General features: G+C 70.0%; 16 protein-coding genes and 1 pseudogene. 6 read left to right on the top strand and 11 right to left on the bottom strand.

Going from position 1 to position 18,327, the window contains the following annotated elements; genetic code table 11:
- Nucleotides 1-18: 18 nt before the first annotated feature.
- From H537_RS47660 to H537_RS0136135, 9 genes are all read right to left on the bottom strand, one after another.
- Nucleotides 19-495, bottom strand: a complete 477-nt coding sequence (locus tag H537_RS47660) for a GNAT family N-acetyltransferase (protein ID WP_441293988.1) — start codon at nt 493-495, stop codon at nt 19-21.
- A 210-nt stretch (nt 496-705) separates the two neighbouring features.
- On the bottom strand, nt 706-1,614 hold the full coding sequence (locus tag H537_RS0136170) for an alpha/beta hydrolase (protein ID WP_043461728.1): 909 nt from the start codon (nt 1,612-1,614) through the stop codon (nt 706-708).
- Nucleotides 1,615-1,857: 243 nt separating this feature from the next.
- Nucleotides 1,858-3,174: an isocitrate lyase gene (gene aceA, locus H537_RS0136165; protein ID WP_043461725.1), complete on the bottom strand. Its 1,317-nt coding sequence runs from the start codon at nt 3,172-3,174 to the stop codon at nt 1,858-1,860.
- Nucleotides 3,175-3,663: 489 nt separating this feature from the next.
- The gene (locus H537_RS0136160) at nt 3,664-4,659 is read right to left on the bottom strand and encodes a vWA domain-containing protein (RefSeq protein ID WP_051244456.1); all 996 of its coding nucleotides are present in this window, start codon (nt 4,657-4,659) and stop codon (nt 3,664-3,666) included.
- Nucleotides 4,656-5,243: a hypothetical protein gene (locus H537_RS47655; RefSeq protein WP_064736114.1), complete on the bottom strand. Its 588-nt coding sequence runs from the start codon at nt 5,241-5,243 to the stop codon at nt 4,656-4,658. The genes H537_RS0136160 and H537_RS47655 overlap by 4 nt, the downstream gene beginning before the upstream one ends.
- A complete protein-coding gene (locus H537_RS53935) occupies nt 5,216-6,235 on the bottom strand; it encodes a vWA domain-containing protein (protein WP_043461722.1) in 1,020 nt (339 codons plus the stop codon). The genes H537_RS47655 and H537_RS53935 overlap by 28 nt, the downstream gene beginning before the upstream one ends.
- Nucleotides 6,232-7,128 (bottom strand): hypothetical protein, encoded by an 897-nt coding sequence (locus H537_RS53930; RefSeq protein ID WP_029001758.1) that lies wholly within the window; start codon nt 7,126-7,128, stop codon nt 6,232-6,234. The genes H537_RS53935 and H537_RS53930 overlap by 4 nt, the downstream gene beginning before the upstream one ends.
- A 208-nt stretch (nt 7,129-7,336) precedes the next feature.
- Complete coding sequence (locus H537_RS0136140; RefSeq protein ID WP_029001757.1) at nt 7,337-8,188, bottom strand: DUF58 domain-containing protein; 852 nt, start codon at nt 8,186-8,188, stop codon at nt 7,337-7,339.
- Nucleotides 8,189-8,194: 6 nt separating this feature from the next.
- A complete protein-coding gene (locus H537_RS0136135) occupies nt 8,195-9,226 on the bottom strand; it encodes an AAA family ATPase (protein ID WP_051244451.1) in 1,032 nt (343 codons plus the stop codon).
- A gap of 327 nt (nt 9,227-9,553) precedes the next feature.
- Here H537_RS0136135 and aptA point away from each other — a divergent pair, with 327 nt between their 5' ends.
- From aptA to H537_RS0136105, 6 genes are read left to right on the top strand one after another with little or no spacing between them, the layout of a single operon-like run.
- The gene (aptA, locus tag H537_RS0136130) at nt 9,554-10,882 is read left to right on the top strand and encodes an omega-aminotransferase AptA (RefSeq protein WP_029001755.1); all 1,329 of its coding nucleotides are present in this window, start codon (nt 9,554-9,556) and stop codon (nt 10,880-10,882) included.
- Entirely contained in the window at nt 10,879-11,658 is a 780-nt protein-coding gene (locus H537_RS0136125; protein ID WP_043461719.1) for a gamma-glutamyl-gamma-aminobutyrate hydrolase family protein, read from the top strand. Before aptA ends, H537_RS0136125 begins: the two co-directional genes overlap by 4 nt.
- Before the next feature lie 3 nt (nt 11,659-11,661).
- Entirely contained in the window at nt 11,662-13,029 is a 1,368-nt protein-coding gene (locus H537_RS0136120; protein ID WP_029001753.1) for a glutamine synthetase family protein, read from the top strand.
- A gap of 25 nt (nt 13,030-13,054) precedes the next feature.
- On the top strand, nt 13,055-14,452 hold the full coding sequence (locus tag H537_RS0136115) for an aspartate aminotransferase family protein (protein WP_029001752.1): 1,398 nt from the start codon (nt 13,055-13,057) through the stop codon (nt 14,450-14,452).
- Nucleotides 14,453-14,475: 23 nt separating this feature from the next.
- Nucleotides 14,476-15,981 (top strand): aldehyde dehydrogenase, encoded by a 1,506-nt coding sequence (locus tag H537_RS0136110; protein WP_029001751.1) that lies wholly within the window; start codon nt 14,476-14,478, stop codon nt 15,979-15,981.
- Nucleotides 15,978-17,324 carry a glutamine synthetase family protein gene (locus H537_RS0136105; RefSeq protein ID WP_029001750.1) on the top strand — a complete coding sequence of 449 codons (1,347 nt, stop codon included), beginning with the start codon at nt 15,978-15,980 and terminating at the stop codon, nt 17,322-17,324. The genes H537_RS0136110 and H537_RS0136105 overlap by 4 nt, the downstream gene beginning before the upstream one ends.
- Nucleotides 17,325-17,412: 88 nt before the next feature.
- Here the strand turns inward: H537_RS0136105 and H537_RS53925 are convergent, their stop codons facing one another.
- Together H537_RS53925 and H537_RS54775 are read right to left on the bottom strand one after the other, a co-directional pair.
- Nucleotides 17,413-17,985, bottom strand: a complete 573-nt coding sequence (locus tag H537_RS53925; protein ID WP_156902166.1) for a hypothetical protein — start codon at nt 17,983-17,985, stop codon at nt 17,413-17,415.
- A gap of 7 nt (nt 17,986-17,992) precedes the next feature.
- A pseudogene (locus H537_RS54775) lies at nt 17,993-18,327 on the bottom strand (IS701 family transposase); the annotation flags it as partial.

The raw sequence follows: 18,327 nt of genomic DNA, 5'->3' as shown, positions 1-18,327 counted from the left end.
TCCGGACAGCAGCCGATCTCAATCCCCGCTTTTCAACGCCAGCACCATCTCCAGGTGCGGAATGCCCGCCTCCATGAACTCCTCGCCGCGGGGCTCGAAACCGGCCTCTCGATAGAAGCTCGCCGCGGACTGCTGTGCATGCAGCATCACCTCGCGTGCGCCCTGCCCGCGCGCCGCATCGAGCAAGGCCTGCAGCAGCGCCTGACCCACGCGCCGGCCGCGCCAGGAGCGCAGCACCGCCAGGCGGCCGAGCTTCATCACGCTGTCGGGCAGCGGCAGCAGGCGCCCGGTGCCCACGGCCTGGCCGTCGGCGTCGAAAGCGACTGCATGAATGCAATCTGCATCCGCCGAATCACGCTCCAGCTCGGCCGGGATGCGCTGCTCCTCCACGAACACGGCATGGCGGACGATCTGGGCAGGCTCCTCCAGGACCTGCCAGCTATTGATTTCGATACGGGTGTCGCAGGGGGAAAATTTGGTGTAGTTCATAATCATGTACGTTGCACCAAGCATCTAAAAGCATTCTCCGAGCATGGCATCCCGTCGATGCCCTGCCACGGATATTCACGGACAGCGTTGCTCCAACCGCCACGCAGCCATAGAGCCAAAACGGACGCCATGGTCCATACCAAACAGCCTGTACGTTGCTTGAGGTGATCCCAAAAAGCCATGTACGTTGTTATTGGCGACGGCCGCGCTCTTGCATCACCCTCCCCAAGCCTGCCGCAGCGCCTCGGCAGCCACCTGCTGCGCCTGGGCCGCCTGGGGGATGGCCCGGCCCATCTTGATGAAGTCGTGGGTAAGGCCCCGGTAGAGTTCCAGCTCCACGGGCACGCCGGCCAGGCGCAGCTTGTCGGCGTAGGTCACGCCCTCGTCCACCAGCGGGTCGCACTCCGCCAGGATCAGGCAGGCCGGCGCCACGCCGTCCACCTCCGCCTCCAGCGGTGCGAAGCGCCAGTCGCGGCGGTGGTGCACGTCGATGTAGTGGTCGAAGAACCAGGCGATGGCTGCCGCGTCGAGCACGAAGCCGTTGGCGAAGAGCTTGTGGCTGGCCGTATCGGCATGCGCCGTGGTGCCGGGCGTGATCAGCAGCTGCAGCGCCAGCGGCTGCCCCACGTCGCGCGCATGCAGCGCCGTGGCCGCCGCGAGCGTGCCGCCCGCGCTGTCGCCGCCCACGGCGAGCCGCGAGGCATCCAGGCCCAGCGTGTGTGCCTGCCCGGCCAGCCAGTGCAGCGCGGCCCAGGCGTCGTCCACCGCGGCCGGGAAGCGGTGCTCGGGCGCGAGCCGGTAGTCCAGCGCCACCACTGCGCCGCCACTGCGCAGGGCGAGCTGGCGGCACAGGCTGTCGTGCGTCTCCAGGTTGCCGATGACGAAGCCGCCCCCGTGCAGGTAGAGCAGCAGCGGCAGCCGCTCGTGCGAGGGCGCGTACAGGCGCGCGGGCAGCGCCGTGCCGTCGGCGGCGGGAATGGTGAAATCCTCCACCCGCGCCATCGGGGCGCGCGGCAGGTCCAGCACCTCGGCGCGCAGCGTGTAGGCCGCGCGCGCGTCGGCCGGGGTCATGGTGTGCAGCGGCGGGGTCTTCGCGCGCGACATGCGCGAGAGCAGGCCGGCCATCTGCGGGGTCAGGAATTGGGTGCTCAAGCGACGACGGTCCGGGTGGCAACGGGCGGCGAGTATGCCCGCGCGCCCTGCCCTGCCCGATCAGCAGCTCCGGCAGCCCCAAAAGCAAAAAGCCCGACGGCCGTTTGAGCCGTCGGGCTGCATGCGGCAGGGTTGCCGCCGCATGTCTCACTGAAGAGCCGGCTTGGATTCGCCGGCGGCCCGCACCCCACGCACAGGCTCAGTGGATCTGGTTGATCAGTGGAACTGCTCTTCCTCGGTGGAACCGGTCAGCGCCTTGACGCTGGAGGAGCCGCCCTGGATCACGGTCGTCACGTCGTCGAAGTAGCCGGCGCCGACTTCCTGCTGGTGCGACACGAAGGTGTAGCCCTGCTCGCGCGCCTGGAACTCGGGCTCCTGCACCATGTTGACGTAGTGCTTCATGCCTTCGCCGCGGGCATAGGCATGGGCGAACTGGAAGGTGTTGTACCAGTTGATGTGGATACCAGCCAGCGTGATGAACTGGTACTTGTAGCCCAGCGCGGACAGCTCTTCCTGGAACGCGGCGATCTGCTTGTCGTCCAGGTTCTTCCTCCAGTTGAAGGAAGGCGAGCAGTTGTAGCTCAGCAGCTTGCCCGGGCAGGCGGCGTGCACGGCCTGCGCGAACTCGCGGGCGAAGCCGATGTCGGGCACGCCGGTCTCGCACCACACCAGGTCGGCGTAGGGCGCGTAGGCCACGCCGCGGCTGATGGCCTGCTCCAGGCCGTTCTTGACGCGGTAGAAGCCTTCCTGCGTGCGCTCGCCGGTGACGAAGGGCTTGTCGTTGTCGTCGCAATCGCTGGTCAGCAGGTTGGCGGCTTCGGCGTCGGTACGGGCCAGCACGATGGTGGGCACGCCCATCACGTCGGCGGCGAAGCGAGCGGCGATCAGCTTCTCGACGGCTTCGCGGGTCGGCACCAGCACCTTGCCGCCCATGTGGCCGCACTTCTTCACGGCGGCCAGCTGGTCTTCGAAGTGCACGCCGGCGGCGCCAGCGGCAATCATGTTCTTCATCAGCTCGAAGGCGTTGAGCACGCCGCCGAAGCCGGCTTCAGCGTCCGCCACGATGGGCAGGAAGTAGTCCACGAAACCTTCGTCGCCGGGGTTGATGCCACGCGACCACTGGATCTCGTCGGCACGCTTGAAGGTGTTGTTGATGCGGCGAACCATCGTCGGCACCGAGTCGTAGGCGTACAGCGACTGGTCCGGGTACATCGTCTCGGAGGTGTTGCCGTCGGCGGCGACTTGCCAGCCCGACAGGTACACGGCTTCCAGGCCAGCCTTGGCCTGCTGCATCGCCTGGCCGGCGGTGATCGCGCCGAAAGCGTTCACGTAGCCCTTCTTGGCGCCGCCGTTGACCTTCTCCCACAGCTTCTCGGCACCGCGCTGGGCCAGCGTGTACTCGGGCTGCAGGCTGCCGCGCAGACGCACCACGTCGGCGGCGCTGTAGCCACGCTTCACGAGCTTCCAACGGGGGTTCTCAGCCCAGTCCTTCTCCAGGGCGGCGATCTGCTGTTCGCGGGTCAGTTGGCTCATCAGGTACTCCTTCAGGGGTGAGATGCAAGTGGGGAATCGATGGCTAAAGCCTAAAGGCGCAAGGCCCCGGACAGAAGACTTATGTCTTATATAAGACAGATTTTTTTCTTCATAGGAATCAAGCACTTGCAAAAACACTCTCGCAATGCGGAATGTTGTTTTCCGTAATGAGAAAAATTGCTGCGCCGCGAAAAATCAGGATCTCACGATGCGAAACGCCATTTTTCACCGTGCGAAGAAGACCTCAAGCACAGACCGCTGCGGCCCGCATCCCCAGCAACCCGGAGCGCACTCAACCAGGTGGTTGCGCAGGGACTGACCGAACTGAACGCAGACCGGGCGTCCGATCCGGCTCATTGACCTTCAAGTCGCCCATGAAAGCGCACCGTTCGTCCTGAGCTGGCTGAAGGACCTGCCGACCCGCCGTGCCAGGGGCTTCGACAGGCTCAACCCGAGCGGGCACTTCTCAGTGCTGCAGATGAAGCGGAATCAGCTCCCCAGCCGCTGCCGGCCCGCATGCCGCAGCGCCAATAGCGCCAGCGCGAACACGACCAGTAGCGGGCGCAACGGCACCGGCTGGCGCCGCGGCTGCGCCAGCGCGGGGTCCCGCAGCAGCCCCAACAGTGGCGTGCCCGGCTGCAGCCGGGCATAGCGCAGGCCGGTCTCCTGGGCCAGACGCTGTAGGTAGGGCTCGCGCAGGGCGGACAGGTGCTCGCGCCCCGGCGTGGCGCCCAGGTCGGGCGGCGCGGGGCCGGCGGGGTCCTCCACCATGCGCTCGCCTTGCACGCTCCCCCCGCGGCCCTGGCTGTAGAGCTCGACCTGCAGCACCTCGCGCGCGCCCCAGAAGCCCAGCGGCCGGCCCTCGGGATCGCTGCGCGGGATGGGCACTGGCGCCAGCCCGCCCACGCCCACTAACCAGCCCGAGGCGCGGTCGGTACCGTCCATGGGCGGGCGGTAGCGCGGGTTCAGCGGCGGCGCCTCGTGGCCGTCGGTGACGAAGACTAGGGAAGGCACGTCGGGCAGCGCGCGCACCAGGCGCAGCGCGCTGTTGAGTCCCTTGGCCACCTCGCTGTTGCCGCTCCACGCCATGCGGCCGTCGATGCGCGCCAGCGCGCCGCGCAGCTCCTGCAGGTTCGCGCACACCTCCAGCGGCGCCAGCAGCAGCACGCTGCGGTGCTCGGTGAACACGCCCAGCCCGATGCGCGAGCCACAGGGCAGCCGCTCCAGCGTCTCGTGCAGCGCGTCTCGTGCCAACGCCAGCCGCGAGACGCTGCGGCCCTGCAACTGCACGTCCGCCACGTCCATGCTCTGCGTGATGTCCAGCACCACCACCGATTCCACCTGCGCGCGCACCAGCGGCAGCTGCGGATCGGCCAGCGCCAGCGCCAGCAGCCCGATGGCGGCTGGCAGCAGCGCCCGGCGCCCCCGCGACCCGGCCAGGACTCGGCGCAGCGCCGCCAGGACGGCAAACCGGCCCCCGCTCACGGCAGCCCCTGCGCCACGCCGCGCGCCGTGGTCGGAGCGCGCTCCGCGTCCCGCGGTGCTGCGGCGGGCGCGGTTTCGGCCTCGTCGCCGTCGGGCTGCAGGCGCTGGGCGCGCTCCAGGTTGTAGCGGGCGGCCCAGTGGCCCGGGTCCTGGCGCAGCAGCTCGCGGTAGTTCTCCTTGGCCAGCTCGACCAGCGCGATGGCTTGCCCGGGCTGTTCCCCCGCGCGCAGCCGCCCGGCCTCGCGCAGCAGCGCGTTGGCGGCATTGAAACGCGCGGCGCGGCCGAGCGGCGTGCCGGACTGCAGCGCGCGCCAGGCATCCAGTGCCGCCGCGTCGTTGCCGGCGGTCGCCTGTTCGCTCGCGACGGCGAAGCGCAGCTCGGCCGGCAGCGCCTGCGGGGCGCTGGCCGCCTGCGCGCCGGCCACGGCCAGGGCCTGCCGCTGCGCGATCACCGTGTTCCAGCCTTGTGAACGCCTGAGCGCCAGCCCGTCCCACGCCAGCGCCCCCAGTGCCGCCACGAGCAGCACCCCCAGGACATGCCGCCCCGCGCGGCGGCTCAGGCCCAACGTGTGCGCTGTACGCATTGCGCCCCCCACAGCAACAGGCAGCTCCCCAGCGCCACGGCCAGGCAGGCACCGTCCAGCGGTCGCGGCGGCAGCCGCTCCTCGAAGGCGCTGGGCAAGTCGGCCAGGCGGCCCACGTCCGCCACCGCGCGCTGCAACGCCGCCGGGTCCTCGATCTCGTAAGCGTGGTACTGCGGGCCCAGCGTGCCGAAATAACGGTGCAGGAACACCTCCGGCACGTTGGACGCCGCCTCGGGGTCGCTGCCCGGCGGCGGCAACAGGCCCGGGCTGCCGGCCGAGCGCAGGTACAGCCAGTAGAGCGATACGCGGTCGCGCCGCATGCGCTGCGTGATGCGCTCGCGCATGGCCGGCTCCAGGTGGTCGCCGCCGTCGGACACCAGCATCACGATGCGCGCGCCGGCAAAGGGCCGCTGATCGAAGTGGTCCAGCGCCGCCAGCACGCCGCGCCCGATGTCCGTTTCTCCCAGCCCGCGCCCGACCGCACCGGCGGCGATGGCGGCCAGCACCGCCTCCGTGCGCTGCGTGAAGTCCAGCACCGGCATGGGCGCGGAGCTGAAGGCCACCAGCGCGAAGCGGTCGTTCGGTCGCTGGGCCACGAAGCCCGACAGCACCTCGCGCGCGACGCCGCTCTTGGCGCGGCCCCGCGCCTGGGCCGCCAGCCCACCGCCCCGCGCCGCCTCGCCCCCGCCGTTGCGCGCGCTGCCGAAGCTCTGGTCCATGCTCCCGCTGCGGTCCAGCAGCAGCACGATCTCGGCACCGCGGCCCACGCGCTGCACCACGCGCTCGGCCAGCCGCGGCCCGGCCAGCGCCAGCACCAGCGCGGCAATCGCCAGGGAGCCGAGCGCGCGCAGCAGCAGCGACAGCAGCCGGCCGGCCGGATCGGGCGGCAACAGCGCCAGCGCGCCGTGCAGCACCGGCACTTCGGCGCCGCGGCGCCAGGGCAGCAGCGCCAGCGGCAGCAGCAGCAACCACAGCGGCTGGGCCAACGTCATCGCCCACTCTCCCGTTCCAGCTGCCGGGCCAACCGGCACAGCGCCTTGAGCCAGCCCAGCTCCGGGATGGCCTCGCCACCCGGCGCGAAGAAGGTGCGGCGCGACAGCTCGAAGAAGCGCTCCAGCTCCGGACGCAGCGGCGCAAAGGCCGGCCGGCGTGCCAGGAAGGCATCCAGCCCCGGCGCGAACAGCGCCTCGCCGGCGCTCAGGTCCAGCGCCTGGTGCAGCGCCGTCATCGCCTGGCGCCAGTGCACCGCGCTGGCCGGCTCGGGCAGCCGGCGCATCTGCCGCCAGGCGACGTCGAAGGGTTTCGGACGCCGCCGCCACGGCCAGCCCAGCACGCTTCCCAGCAGCACCGCGCCGGCCAGCACGGCGATCAGTGCCTCCACCACGAGCCGGGAGCGCAGCGCGTGGGTGTCGATGAGCGGCGGCGGCAGGTCGGGCTGCAGGGCGCCCAGGCCCCGGCGCTCCGGCGGCGGCTCGGGAACCAGCGGGCTCACCAAGATGGGCAATCCGTCCAGCCGCACCTCCTGCGGGCGGGCGCCGCCGACGAAGCGCAGCGCCACCGGCGGCAGGTCCAGCAGCTGCGGCGTGCCGGGCGAGCGCAGCACCTGGTAGCGCAGCAGGAGCGTGGCGCTGCCGCCGGGCCGCCACCACGGGGACGGCTCCCAGCGCGCCTCGCGCAGCTCCATCGAGGCGCCAGGGCGCGGGGTGGGCAGCGACTCCCTGTCCAGACGCAGGCCGGTGGGCAGGTCCACCTCGGCGCGCCGCTCCACGAGGTCGCCGATCTGGTAGCCGAAGCGGCGGGGTTCCAGCTCGCGCAGCTGTACGGCTTGGGCGCTGGCGGGGCCGGCCATCAGCGCCAGCGTGGACACGAGAAACACGGAAACCATCAACGCCACCGGTTCCCGAAGCGGGTGGCTTTCCTGCCGGCGAACCATCCGGCTCTCGCTTACCGCGGCATCAGCCTCCCCTTGCCGGCTCTGCGGGAGAGGGGCTGGGGTGAGGGTCGAGGCACTCCATCGGCGCGGCCCGCAGCCGTGCTCCTGCTTATGAATGAAGGCACCTGGGCTTCGGCCTGCAAGCCCTACCAGGCGCTTCCTACCCCTGCACGAAGTACCGCGTGACCGCATCCGCATCGAAGCGTTCCTCGATGAACAGCGGCCGCAGCCGCGCCTGCGCGAAGACGGCCTTCAAGGCCTCGCGCCGCTCGTGTGCCGCCTGGGCCCAGCGCGCGCGCAGGGCGGGCCGCCACCACAGCAGGCGGCGTTCGCCGCTTTCCGCATCCACCAGCGGCAACAGGCCAGCCCGGCCGCCGGGCTCGAATTCCCGCTGGTCCCACAGCACCACCGGCACCACCCAGTGCGCGGCGAAGGCCGACAGCCAGCCCCGCAGCTCCTCCAGCGGCACGTGGAAATCCGAAGCCAGGAACAGCAGCGCCCGCCCCCGTCCCGTCACGGCCGCCGCCTGCGCCAGCGCCCGGCTGCCATGGCCCACCGGCTGCAGCGCGTGCAGCCGCGCTCCGAGTTCCAGCGCCCGACCGGCCTGGTGCGCGGGCGGCCACAGCAGGTCCTCGCGCACGCGGTCGTCGCAGGCCACGCAGCCGAAGGGATCGCCCGTGCGCCAGGCGGACCAGGCCAGGCTCGACGCGAAGTCCGCCAGCAGCGCCAGCTTGGGCCGCGGCGCGCCGAAGGCCATGGAGCCCGAGACGTCGGCGACCAGCCACACCGTCTGCGCCCGCGGCGGGCTGTGCAGGCGCACCTGCCAGCGCTGGAAGGGATCGCGCAGCGTGGCGCGCAGGTCCAGCCGGCGCGCATCCGGCGCGCGCAGCCAGTCGGCATGGCCGCGGAACTCCAGCCCGCCATCGCCGCCCTGCCCGCGATGCGCGCCCGGACGCAGGCCCGACGCCGGCGCGGGCAGCCGGTAGAAGAACTCGGCCGGCGTGGCGTCCATGGCGGCTCAGGGCGCGGGCACCGCCTGCAGGATGGCGGCGGTCAGCGCCGGCACCAGCGCCGCGCGGCGCAGCTCGTACACCGGCTGCAGCACCAGCCGGTGCGCCAGCACCTCGTGGAACACGGCCTGCAGGTCCTCGGGCACCAGGTGGTCGCGCCCGTCCAGCCAGGCCGCCACGCGCGCGGCGCGCAGCAGCATGCTCATGCCGCGCGGACTGGCACCGGCCAGCACCAGCTGCGACAGGTCCGGCGCGTCCGCCTGCGCCAGCCGCACCCCGCTTTCCGCCGGCCGCTCGGTGGCGCGCCACAACGCCAGCGCGTAGCGGCGCAGCGCGGGGGACGCTTGTATGTAGTTCTGAAGGGCGGCGGACAACGCACCCAGCTCGCGGTGCGACACCAGCCCTGCGGGCAGCGTGTCCACCAGCGCGTCGGTGTCGTGAAAGCGCGGCTCGAACACCAGCGCCTCGCGCTCGGCCGCGCTGGCGGGGGTGTCGAGCGTCACTTCCATCAGGAAGCGGTCGCGCGCCGCCACCGCCAGCTCGAAGGTCTCCTCCCGCTCCACACGGTTGCGGTCGGCGAACACCAGCAGGTGCGGCAATGCGATCTCGCGGTTGAAGGCCGAGACGCTGCGCTCGGCCATGGCGCGCAGCAGCAGCGAGTGCACCTGCGGCCGAGCCCGGTTGATCTCGTTGAAGAAGAACACCGCCAGCTCCGGGCCGTGGGCGATCAGCGGCCCCGCGTCCACCGCCGGCCGGCCCTCGGCCGTGATGTGCGTGTGGTACAGCAGGTCCGCGGGCATCAGGTCGATGGTGCCTTCCACCCGCGCGAAGGCGCCGCCCACCACGCGCGCGAAGGCGCGCAGCAGCGTGGTCTTGCCCACGCCCACGTCGCCCTGAAGCAGCACGTGGCCGCGGGCGAAGACGGCAATGTTCACCAGCCGGATCGCGCGCGCCTGCCCCACCACCACGCGCGCAATCTCCCGCTCCATCGCCAGCGCCTGCTCTCGCTGCGCCGCCAGCCAGCCCGGGTCCACCGCCATGCGATTCCTCCTGCACATCCCTGGACGTGTTCGCGGCTTGGAGGATGCCCGTGCAACCGCCGCGCGGGCGATGCATGACCCGCTCCGGCAAAGGGTCGGCGGCAACGACCGCTTGGTTGAGAAGGCACAAGAACGGCGCCAGGACCGGTGGTCACCATGGGTTTGTCCCGATGACAAGACCGCTGCGCCTGCACCCGTGCACCAGCCCGGCCAGGGGGCTGCCCACGCCCGCGCCAGGCCCGCACGGCGCCCGCCGGCAGCCCCCCTTGCCCGGGACTAGACTGGAGCGGCCTGCGGCTGCAGGGCCGCGCTTGTGTTGAAAGCCACATGACCACCGATCGCACCGACCACAGCCCTTCCCTCGACGCCCACTGGATGCCGTTCACGGCCAACCGGCAGTTCAAGCAGGCGCCACGGCTGCTGGCCCGTGCCGAAGGCATGCACTACTGGACGCCCGAAGGACGGCAGGTGCTCGATGGCGTGGCGGGCCTGTGGTGCGTCAACGCCGGCCATGCGCGCCCGCGCATCGTGCAGGCCATCGCGCAGCAGGCCTCGGTGCTGGACTACGCGCCGCCGTTCCAGATGGGCCATCCGCAGGCCTTCGAGCTGGCCGAGGAACTGGTGAAGCTGACGCCGCCGGGGCTGGACCGGGTGTTCTTCACCAACTCAGGCTCCGAGTCGGTGGAAACGGCGCTGAAGATGGCGCTGGCCTACCACCGCGTGCGCGGCGAGGGCAGCCGCACCCGGCTGATCGGACGCGAGCGCGGCTACCACGGCGTGAACTTCGGCGGCATCTCGGTGGGCGGCATCGTCGGCAACCGCAAGCTGTTCGGCACCCTGCTCACCGGCGTGGACCACCTGCGCCACACCCACGACCCCGCGCGCAACGCCTACAGCTTCGGCCAGCCGGCGCACGGTGCGGAGCTGGCGGACGACCTGGAGCGGCTGTGCGCGCTGCACGACCCCAGCACCATCGCCGCGGTGATCGTCGAGCCCGTGGCCGGCTCCACCGGCGTGCTGCTGCCGCCCGTGGGCTACCTGCAGCGGCTGCGCGAGATCTGCGACCGCCACGGCATCCTGCTGATCTTCGACGAGGTCATCACCGGCTTCGGGCGCACCGGGCAGCCTTTCGGGGCGCAGACCTTCGGCGTCACGCCCGACCTCATGACCGTGGCCAAGGGCCTGACCAACGGCTGCGTACCCATGGGCGCGGTGTTCGCCCGGCGCTCCATCCACGACGCCTTCATGCACGGGCCGGAGCAGCTGATCGAGTTCCCGCACGGCTACACGTATTCGGCGCACCCGCTGGCCTGCGCGGCGGCGCTGGCCACGCTGCAGACCTACGAGGAAGAACAGCTGCTCACGCGCGCCGGCGAGCTGCACGACTACTTCGGCCAGGCGCTGCACTCCCTCAAGGGCCTGCCGCACGTGGTGGACGTGCGCAACATCGGCCTGGTGGGCGGCGTGGAGCTGGCGCCCCTGCCCGACGCGCCGGCCAAGCGCGCCTTCAACGTGTTCCTGGACTGCTGGGAGCAAGGCGTCCTGATCCGCACCACGGGCGACACCATCGCGCTGTCGCCGCCGCTGATCATCGAGAAGAGCCACATCGACCGCATCGTGGACGTGCTCTCCGGCGCGCTGCGCCGCGCGGCATGAGCACTGCGTTAGCCACGACGCGGCCGCTGCCGGTGGTGCTGGTGCCGGCCTGCAACCGGGTGCTGGGACAGCACCCCTTCCACGTCGCTGGCGCCAAGTACGTGGCGGCCGTGCGGCTGGCCGGCGCGCTGCCGCTGGTGGTGCCCGACGCCTCGGTGCAGGAGCTGGATCCGCTGCTGGACCTGGCCGACGGCGTGCTGCTCACGGGCTCGCCGTCCAACGTGCATCCCAGCCACTTCGGCGAGGCGGTGCACGACGCCACGCTGCCGCTGGACCCGGCGCGCGACGCGTGGACGCTGCCCTTCATTCCCCGCCTCGTCGAGCGCCGGCTGCCGCTGCTGGCGATCTGCCGCGGCGCGCAGGAGCTCAACGTGGCGCTGGGCGGGAGCCTGCACCAGGCGGTGCACGCCCTGCCCGGCTACGCGGACCACCGCGGCCAGGGTGAGACGGCGGAGTCGCAGTACGCGCCGGCGCACGAGGTGCGCGTGGAACCCGGCGGGCTGCTGGAGACGGTAGTGCGGGACGCGGCCTTCCGCGTCAACTCGGTGCACGGGCAGGCGGTGAACCGGCTCGCCCCGGGGCTGCGCGTGGAGGCGCGCGCACCGGACGGGCTGGTCGAGGCCTTTTCCGTGCATGGCATGGATTTCGCGCTGGGCGTGCAGTGGCATCCGGAATGGCGTGCCCAGGACAACCCGGTATCGATGCGGCTGCTGCGGGCCTTCGGGCTGGCATGCAGCGAACGGGCGGCTCGCCGCCACAACCGACAGGAGGAATAGCCTATGGCGGAACGCAAGGACTTCACGTACAGCGACCTGGAACACTGGCTGGACCAGCACCGCGTCACGGAGATCGAGTGCCTGGTGCCTGACCTCACCGGCGTGGCCAGAGGCAAGATCCTGCCGCGCCAGAAGTTCACCGAGGACCGCGGGATGCGGCTCCCGGAAATCGTGGTGGCGATGGGGGTGACGGGCGAGTTCCCGGAAGAAGGCCCCTACTACGACGTCATCACCCCCACCGACCGAGACATGCACCTGCGCCCCGACCCGGCCACGGTGCGCATCGTTCCCTGGGCCACCGACCCCACCGCCCAGGTCATTCACGACTGCTTCGACCGCGACGGGCGGCTGGTGCCCTTCGCCCCCCGCTCGGTGCTGCGCCGGGTGTGCGACCTGTACGCCGCCGCAGGGCTGGAGCCGGTGGTGGCGCCGGAGCTGGAGTTCTACCTGGTGGCGCGCAACACCGACCCCGACATGCCGCTGAAGCCGCCCATCGGGCGCAGCGGACGCGCCGAGACCTCGCGCCAGGCCTACTCCATCGATGCGGTCAACGAGTTCGACCCGCTGTTCGAGGACGTCTACGACTACTGCGAGAAGATGGAGCTGAACGTGGACACGCTGATCCACGAGATCGGCGCCGGGCAGATGGAGATCAACTTCTTCCACGCCCACCCGCTGGGGCTGGCGGACGAAGTCTTCTTCTTCAAGCGCACGGTGCGCGAGGCGGCCATGCGGCACGACATGTTCGCCACCTTCATGGCCAAACCCATCGCCGGCGAGCCCGGCAGCGCCATGCACATCCACCAGAGCGTGCTGCGCAAGGACACAGGGCTCAACATCTTCAGCAACGCCGACGGCAGCCCCAGCCGCGAGTTCTACTGGTACATCGGCGGGCTGCAGAAGTACGTGCCCGCGGCCATGGCGCTGTTCGCGCCCTACGTCAACAGCTACCGGCGCCTGGCGCGCTTCACGGCCGCGCCGATCAACATCCAGTGGGGAACCGACAACCGCACCGTGGGCATCCGCTCGCCGGTGGCGCCGCCGGCGGCGCGGCGGGTGGAAAACCGCGTCGTGGGCGCCGACGCCAACCCGTATGTGGCATTGGCGGCCACGCTGGCCTGCGGCTGGCTGGGCATCAAGAACCGCATCGAGCCCACGCCCGAGTGCAAGGGCGATGCGTACCTGGGCGACTACGCGCTGCCGCGCAGCCTGGGCGAGGCGCTGGAGAAGCTGCGTGCGGAAGAGGCGCTGGCCGAGGTGCTGGGCGAGGAGTTCGTCACCGTCTACACCGAGGTCAAGGAAACCGAGTTCGCCGAGTTCATGAAGGTGATCTCGCCCTGGGAGCGCGAGCACCTGCTGCTGCACGTCTGAGACAACACACGCACAAGGAGGAGCCATGACCGACCACCTCTACCGCGGACGCAGCACCCGCGACTGGCAGGCCGCCGACGCGGCGCATTTCCTGCACCCCTTCACCGACTTCAAGGCGCTGGCGGCGCGCGGCGCGCGCATCGTCACCCGCGGCGAGGGCATCTACCTCTGGGACAGCGAGGGCCAGCGCATCCTCGACGCGATGTCGGGCCTGTGGTGCGTGAACGTGGGCTACGGGCAGCAGCCGCTGATCGACGCCGCCACGCGCCAACTGCAGGAGCTGCCCTTCTACAACAGCTTCTTCCAGACCAGCACGCCGCCGGCCATCGAGCTGGCGGAGCTGCTGGCGCAGCTCGCGCCGCCGCAGTTCCAGCACTTCTTCTTCGCCGGCTCGGGCTCGGAGAGCAACGACACGGTGGTGCGCATGGTGCGGCGCTACTGGGCGCTGATGGGCCAGCCGCAGCGGCAGGTGATCATCAGCCGCTGGAACGGCTACCACGGCTCGACCATGGCCGGCGCGTCGCTGGGCGGCATGCGGGGCATGCACGAACAGGGCGGGCTGCCCATTCCGGGCATCGTGCACATCGAGCAGCCGCACTGGTGGGAGCACGGACGGCGCCTGGGCCTCTCGCGCGAGGACTTCGGGCTGCAGGCGGCCCGGTGGCTGGAAGACAAGATCCTGGAGATCGGCGCCGAGAACGTGGCCGCGTTCATCGGCGAGCCGGTGCAGGGCGCGGGCGGCGTGATCGTGCCGCCGGACAGCTATTGGCCGGAGATCCAGCGCATCTGCGACCGCTACGGAATCCTGCTGGTCAGCGACGAGGTCATCTGCGGTTTCGGGCGCACCGGCCAGTGGTTCGGCTGCGAGCGCTTCGGCACCAAGCCGGATCTCATCACCTTCGCCAAGGGCGTGACCAGCGGCTACGTGCCGCTGGGCGGCGTGATGGTGGGCCAGCGGGTGGCGGAGGCGCTGATCGAGAAAGGCGGCGAGTTCACCCACGGCTACACCTACTCCGGCCACCCGGTGGCCTGCGCCGTGGGCGTGGCCAACCTGAACCTGATCCGCGAGCTGAAGCTGGTGGAGCGCGTGCGCGAGGAGACCGGCCCCTACATGGCCGAGCTCTACGGCCAGATCGCCGAGCACCCGCTGGTGGGCGAGGTGCAGACCTGCGGGCTGATGGGCGCGTTGACGCTGGTGCGCGACAAGGGCACCAACGAGCCCTTCGCGCCGGAGCTCGACATCGCGATGGTCTGCCGCGGCCACTGCTTCGGCAACGGGCTGATCATGCGCGCCGTGGGCGAACGCATGATCGTCGCCCCGCCGCTGGTCATCACCCGCGCGCAGCTCGACGAGATGGCGGCGCTAATCCGGCACTGCCTCGACCTGACCCTGGCCGATGCCCAGCGCAACGGCTGGCTCTGAACGCCCTGCCCCAAGGAGCCCCCATGAACCGCCCTGCCATCGACTGGCATGCCCGCGCCGCCGAGGTGCGCCCGGACGGCCGCTGCTTCATCGACGGCCGCCGCGTCGAAGCAGTCGACAGCGTGTCTTATGACAAATACTCGCCCGTGGACGGCCGGCTGCTGGGCGCGGTGGCACGTGGCCGCGAGGCCGACGTCGACGCTGCCGTGCGCAGCGCCCGCGCCGCCTTCGAGGACCGGCGCTGGGCGAAGCAGCCGCCCGCGGCGCGCAAGAAGGTGCTGCAGCGCTTCGCCGAGGCTGTCCTCGGCGCGCGCGAGGAGCTGGCGCTGCTGGAGACGCTGGACATGGGCAAGCCCATCGGCCATGCGCTGACGGTGGACGTGCCGGCCACGGCGCGCTGCATCGCCTGGTACGCCGAGGCGCTGGACAAGCGCTACGACGAGATCGCGCCGACGGCGGAGACGGCGCTGGCGCTGATCACGCGCGAGCCCGTCGGCGTGGTCGGGGCGATCGTGCCGTGGAACTACCCGATGATCATGGCGGCCTGGAAGATCGCGCCGGCGCTGGCCATGGGCAACTCGCTGGTGCTCAAACCCAGCGAGAAATCGCCCTTCACCGCGCTGCGGCTGGCGGAGCTGGCGCTGGAGGCGGGGCTGCCGCCGGGCGTGTTCAACGTGGTGCCGGGCCACGGCGCCGAGGCCGGCGAGGCGCTGGCGCTGCACATGGACGTGGACGCCATCGGCTTCACCGGATCCACCCGCACCGGGCGGCGCATGCTCGAGTACGCCGGGCGCAGCAACCTCAAGCGGGTGTTCAACGAGCTGGGCGGCAAGTCGGCCTTCATCGTGTTTCCGGACTGCGCCGACCTGCAGCGCGCCGCCGCCACCGCGGCGGGCAGCATGTATTTCAACCAGGGCGAGAGCTGCAATGCGCCCTCGCGCGTGCTGGTGCACGCGGACATCGCCGACCGCTTCGTCGAAGCGCTGGCAGCTCAGCTGCCGCGCCACGCGCCGGGTGATCCGCTGCTGCCGGGCACGGCCATGGGCGCGATCGTGGACGACATCCAGCTGCGCACGGTGCTGGGCTACATCGAGGCCGGCCAGTCCGAGGGCGCGCGGCTGCTGGCGGGCGGGCGGCAGGCGCGACTGGACAGCGGCGGGTACTACGTCGAGCCCACGCTTTTCGACGGTGTAGACCCCCGCATGCGCATTGCCCAGGAGGAAATCTTCGGGCCGGTACAGGCCGTGCTGCGCTTCAGCGACGAAGCCGAGGCCGTGCGCATGGCCAACGCCACGCCGTACGGGCTGCAGGCCAGCGTCTGGAGCGACCACCTGAGCCGCGCGCACCGCGTGGCGCGGGCGCTGCGGGCGGGCACGGTGCACGTCAACCAGTACGACGAGGACGACATCACCGTGCCCTTCGGCGGCTTCAAGCAGAGCGGCAACGGGCGGGACAAATCCCTGCACGCCTTCGACAAGTACACCGAGCTCAAGACCACCTGGTTGCGCATTGACGGAGCAAGCACATGAAAGATTTGCGCGAGCGGCTGAAGAAGCAAGGCATCCACACGCTGCTGGTGCAGTTCACTGACCTGCACGGGGCGGCGCGCGGCAAGTTCGTACCGCTGGCGCACCTGGACGACGTGCTGACCGACGGCGCGGGCTTTGCCGGGCCGGCCATCTGGGGCAGCGCGCTGCCGCGCACGGGCGAGCGGGCCCGCTACCACGCGCGTGGGCAGGCCACCTCGCTGGTGCCGTTGCCGTGGCTGCCGGGCGTGGCGCGCATCGTGGCCGACGGCTTCGTGGCCGGCGAACCCTTCGATGCCGACCCGCGCCAGGTGCTGCGCCGCGCGCTGTCGCCGCTGGAGGCGCAGGGCTGGACGCTGCGGGTGGGGCTGGAGCCGGAGTTTTTCCTGCTGCGCCGCGAGGGCGAGAGCATCGTGCCGGCCGACGCGCACGAGCGGCTGGACAAGCCCGCCTACGACCTGAAGACCCTGCCGCGCCAGGCCGGCTACCTTCACGAGCTGCGCGAGGCGCTGGAGCGCTGCGGGCTGGACGTGATGCAGCTGGAGCACGCCGAGGCGCCGGGCCAGTACGAGGTGAACTTCGGCCACACCGACGCGGTGTCGTGCGCGGACCAGTTCATGCTGTTCAAGCAGGCGGCGCACGCCATCGCGCAGCAGCACGGGATGCTGTTCTCGCTGATGCCCAAACCCTTCGCGGACCAGGCGGGCAGCGACATGCACGTGCACGTGTCGCTGTGGGAAGGCGAAGGCGTGGATGCGCGCAGCCTGTTCACGCCGCACCTGCCCGATGGCGCGGTGGACCGCGGCCGGCCGCTGTCGGCGCTGGGGCGGCATTTCGTGGCGGGGGTGCTGGCGCACAGCGCGGCGCTGTGTGCGCTGGCCGCGCCGACGGTGAACTCCTACAAGCGGCTGCGCCCCACCCTGTCCGGCCCCGGCTACGCGCCCAAGTTCATCGCGCACGGCCCGGACAACCGCACGGCGCTGGTCCGCGATCTGCACGGCCGCTTCGAGTGGCGGCTGCCGGACGCCAGTGCCAACCCCTACTTGATGCTAGCCGGGATGGTGGCGGCGGGGCTGGACGGCATCGAGCACGAGCTCGACCCGGGTCCGGACGTGGACGTGGACCTGCTGGAAGCCCCGCCGCAAGCACTGTCCGAGCTGGGCCTGCGCTCGCTGCCGCACAGCCTGGCACAGGCGCTGGACGCGCTGGAAGCCGACGAGGTGCTGGTCAACGCCCTCTCTCCCGCACTGGTGCGGGAATTCGTGCGGCTCAAGCGGCTGGAATGGGCCGAATACACGCGGCACGTCAGCGCTTGGGAACTGGAAAGGTATGTGGATGCGTTTTGAGTAGGAAACCATGAGCTATGGATTGAGTGACCGAACCAAAAGCGTCAGTGGATCACCTTGGCATTCTCTTAATTTCGAATTCTCTAACTTAGTCAAAAAACGTGCCATTGAACCCATGACCGGGCAAGTAAGGTTTAGAATTAAGATCAGCACCTTCAATATTCATGCATGCATTTTGCAATGCGAGAAAGAGGAATAACAGCGCACCCCGCCCCCCTTCCCAAGAAAAGGAACGAGCACGCTCGTCAATGGACGAAGGGAACAGTGGACTATTACAAAGAAAATGTGCCCCCATACCAAGAACGGCGACGCCATCCAAGCAGTGCCCAGCAGTCTCCAAACGATGATTCGGCATCCATTCGTCGCGATCCAGATTCAATTCACGTCTTGCTTTCTTTTCCCATTCCCTGACAGTTGCCATTTTAGCGGGCCCAGAATATGCAATAACATATGAAAGCGGCTTTGGCGGGAACCAGCCGAAAGTTGCGAACCTTGCATGACTTGGTTCAAGCCTCTTTAGATTAGCTGCAGCAGACACCGCCTGATGCATTGCGACCGAGTCCAACACTGACTTTACTTCGATTGTCGCCACCACTGACTCAACAAAGAATCCATTAACACCACCAAAATCTAATTTCGGGTAATTTTTTCTAAAAATCACTTAGGACTTACGCAACGAGCACCATCCGCACCGCCGGGCTGCGCAGCTCGGCTCTTAGATAGTTGGACAGCATCTCGCGTTTGAGCTGATAGAGTGTTTTCCCGACCTGTCGCGCCTGAGCTGCCAAGCAATCCCAAACCAGCACGGCACAAGCAATATGGTTGCGCTGCATCCGGCCGCGCCGGCACTGGCATTTTTCCGCTCCAGTGAGCTGCTTGAATTCGCGATGAAACTGCTCAATCTTCCAACGCATGCCGCACGCTTCTTGTGTTGCATCCGTGGAATCCTGAGATAGATCGTTGGTCACGATCCAATCGATGCGGTGGGTGGACACCGGCACAC

This window comes from Azohydromonas australica DSM 1124, from assembly GCF_000430725.1.
GTDB lineage: Bacteria > Pseudomonadota > Gammaproteobacteria > Burkholderiales > Burkholderiaceae_C > Azohydromonas > Azohydromonas australica.
The sequence above is the reverse complement of the archived record's forward strand: the minus strand, read 5'-3'. Positions and strand labels throughout refer to the sequence as shown.

What these genes read in the sequence shown, in the direction of transcription:
- H537_RS47660 (WP_441293988.1), bottom strand. Translation starts at nt 495, where the DNA reads ATGATTATGAACTACACCAAATTTTCCCCCTGCGACACCCGTATCGAA.
- H537_RS0136170 (WP_043461728.1), bottom strand. Translation starts at nt 1,614, where the DNA reads ATGGCCGGCCTGCTCTCGCGCATGTCGCGCGCGAAGACCCCGCCGCTG.
- aceA (WP_043461725.1), bottom strand. Translation starts at nt 3,174, where the DNA reads ATGAGCCAACTGACCCGCGAACAGCAGATCGCCGCCCTGGAGAAGGAC.
- H537_RS47655 (WP_064736114.1), bottom strand. Translation starts at nt 5,243, where the DNA reads ATGCGTACAGCGCACACGTTGGGCCTGAGCCGCCGCGCGGGGCGGCAT.
- H537_RS53935 (WP_043461722.1), bottom strand. Translation starts at nt 6,235, where the DNA reads ATGACGTTGGCCCAGCCGCTGTGGTTGCTGCTGCTGCCGCTGGCGCTG.
- H537_RS53930 (WP_029001758.1), bottom strand. Translation starts at nt 7,128, where the DNA reads ATGGTTTCCGTGTTTCTCGTGTCCACGCTGGCGCTGATGGCCGGCCCC.
- H537_RS0136140 (WP_029001757.1), bottom strand. Translation starts at nt 8,188, where the DNA reads ATGGACGCCACGCCGGCCGAGTTCTTCTACCGGCTGCCCGCGCCGGCG.
- H537_RS0136135 (WP_051244451.1), bottom strand. Translation starts at nt 9,226, where the DNA reads ATGGCGGTGGACCCGGGCTGGCTGGCGGCGCAGCGAGAGCAGGCGCTG.
- aptA (WP_029001755.1), top strand. Translation starts at nt 9,554, where the DNA reads ATGACCACCGATCGCACCGACCACAGCCCTTCCCTCGACGCCCACTGG.
- H537_RS0136125 (WP_043461719.1), top strand. Translation starts at nt 10,879, where the DNA reads ATGAGCACTGCGTTAGCCACGACGCGGCCGCTGCCGGTGGTGCTGGTG.
- H537_RS0136120 (WP_029001753.1), top strand. Translation starts at nt 11,662, where the DNA reads ATGGCGGAACGCAAGGACTTCACGTACAGCGACCTGGAACACTGGCTG.
- H537_RS0136115 (WP_029001752.1), top strand. Translation starts at nt 13,055, where the DNA reads ATGACCGACCACCTCTACCGCGGACGCAGCACCCGCGACTGGCAGGCC.
- H537_RS0136110 (WP_029001751.1), top strand. Translation starts at nt 14,476, where the DNA reads ATGAACCGCCCTGCCATCGACTGGCATGCCCGCGCCGCCGAGGTGCGC.
- H537_RS0136105 (WP_029001750.1), top strand. Translation starts at nt 15,978, where the DNA reads ATGAAAGATTTGCGCGAGCGGCTGAAGAAGCAAGGCATCCACACGCTG.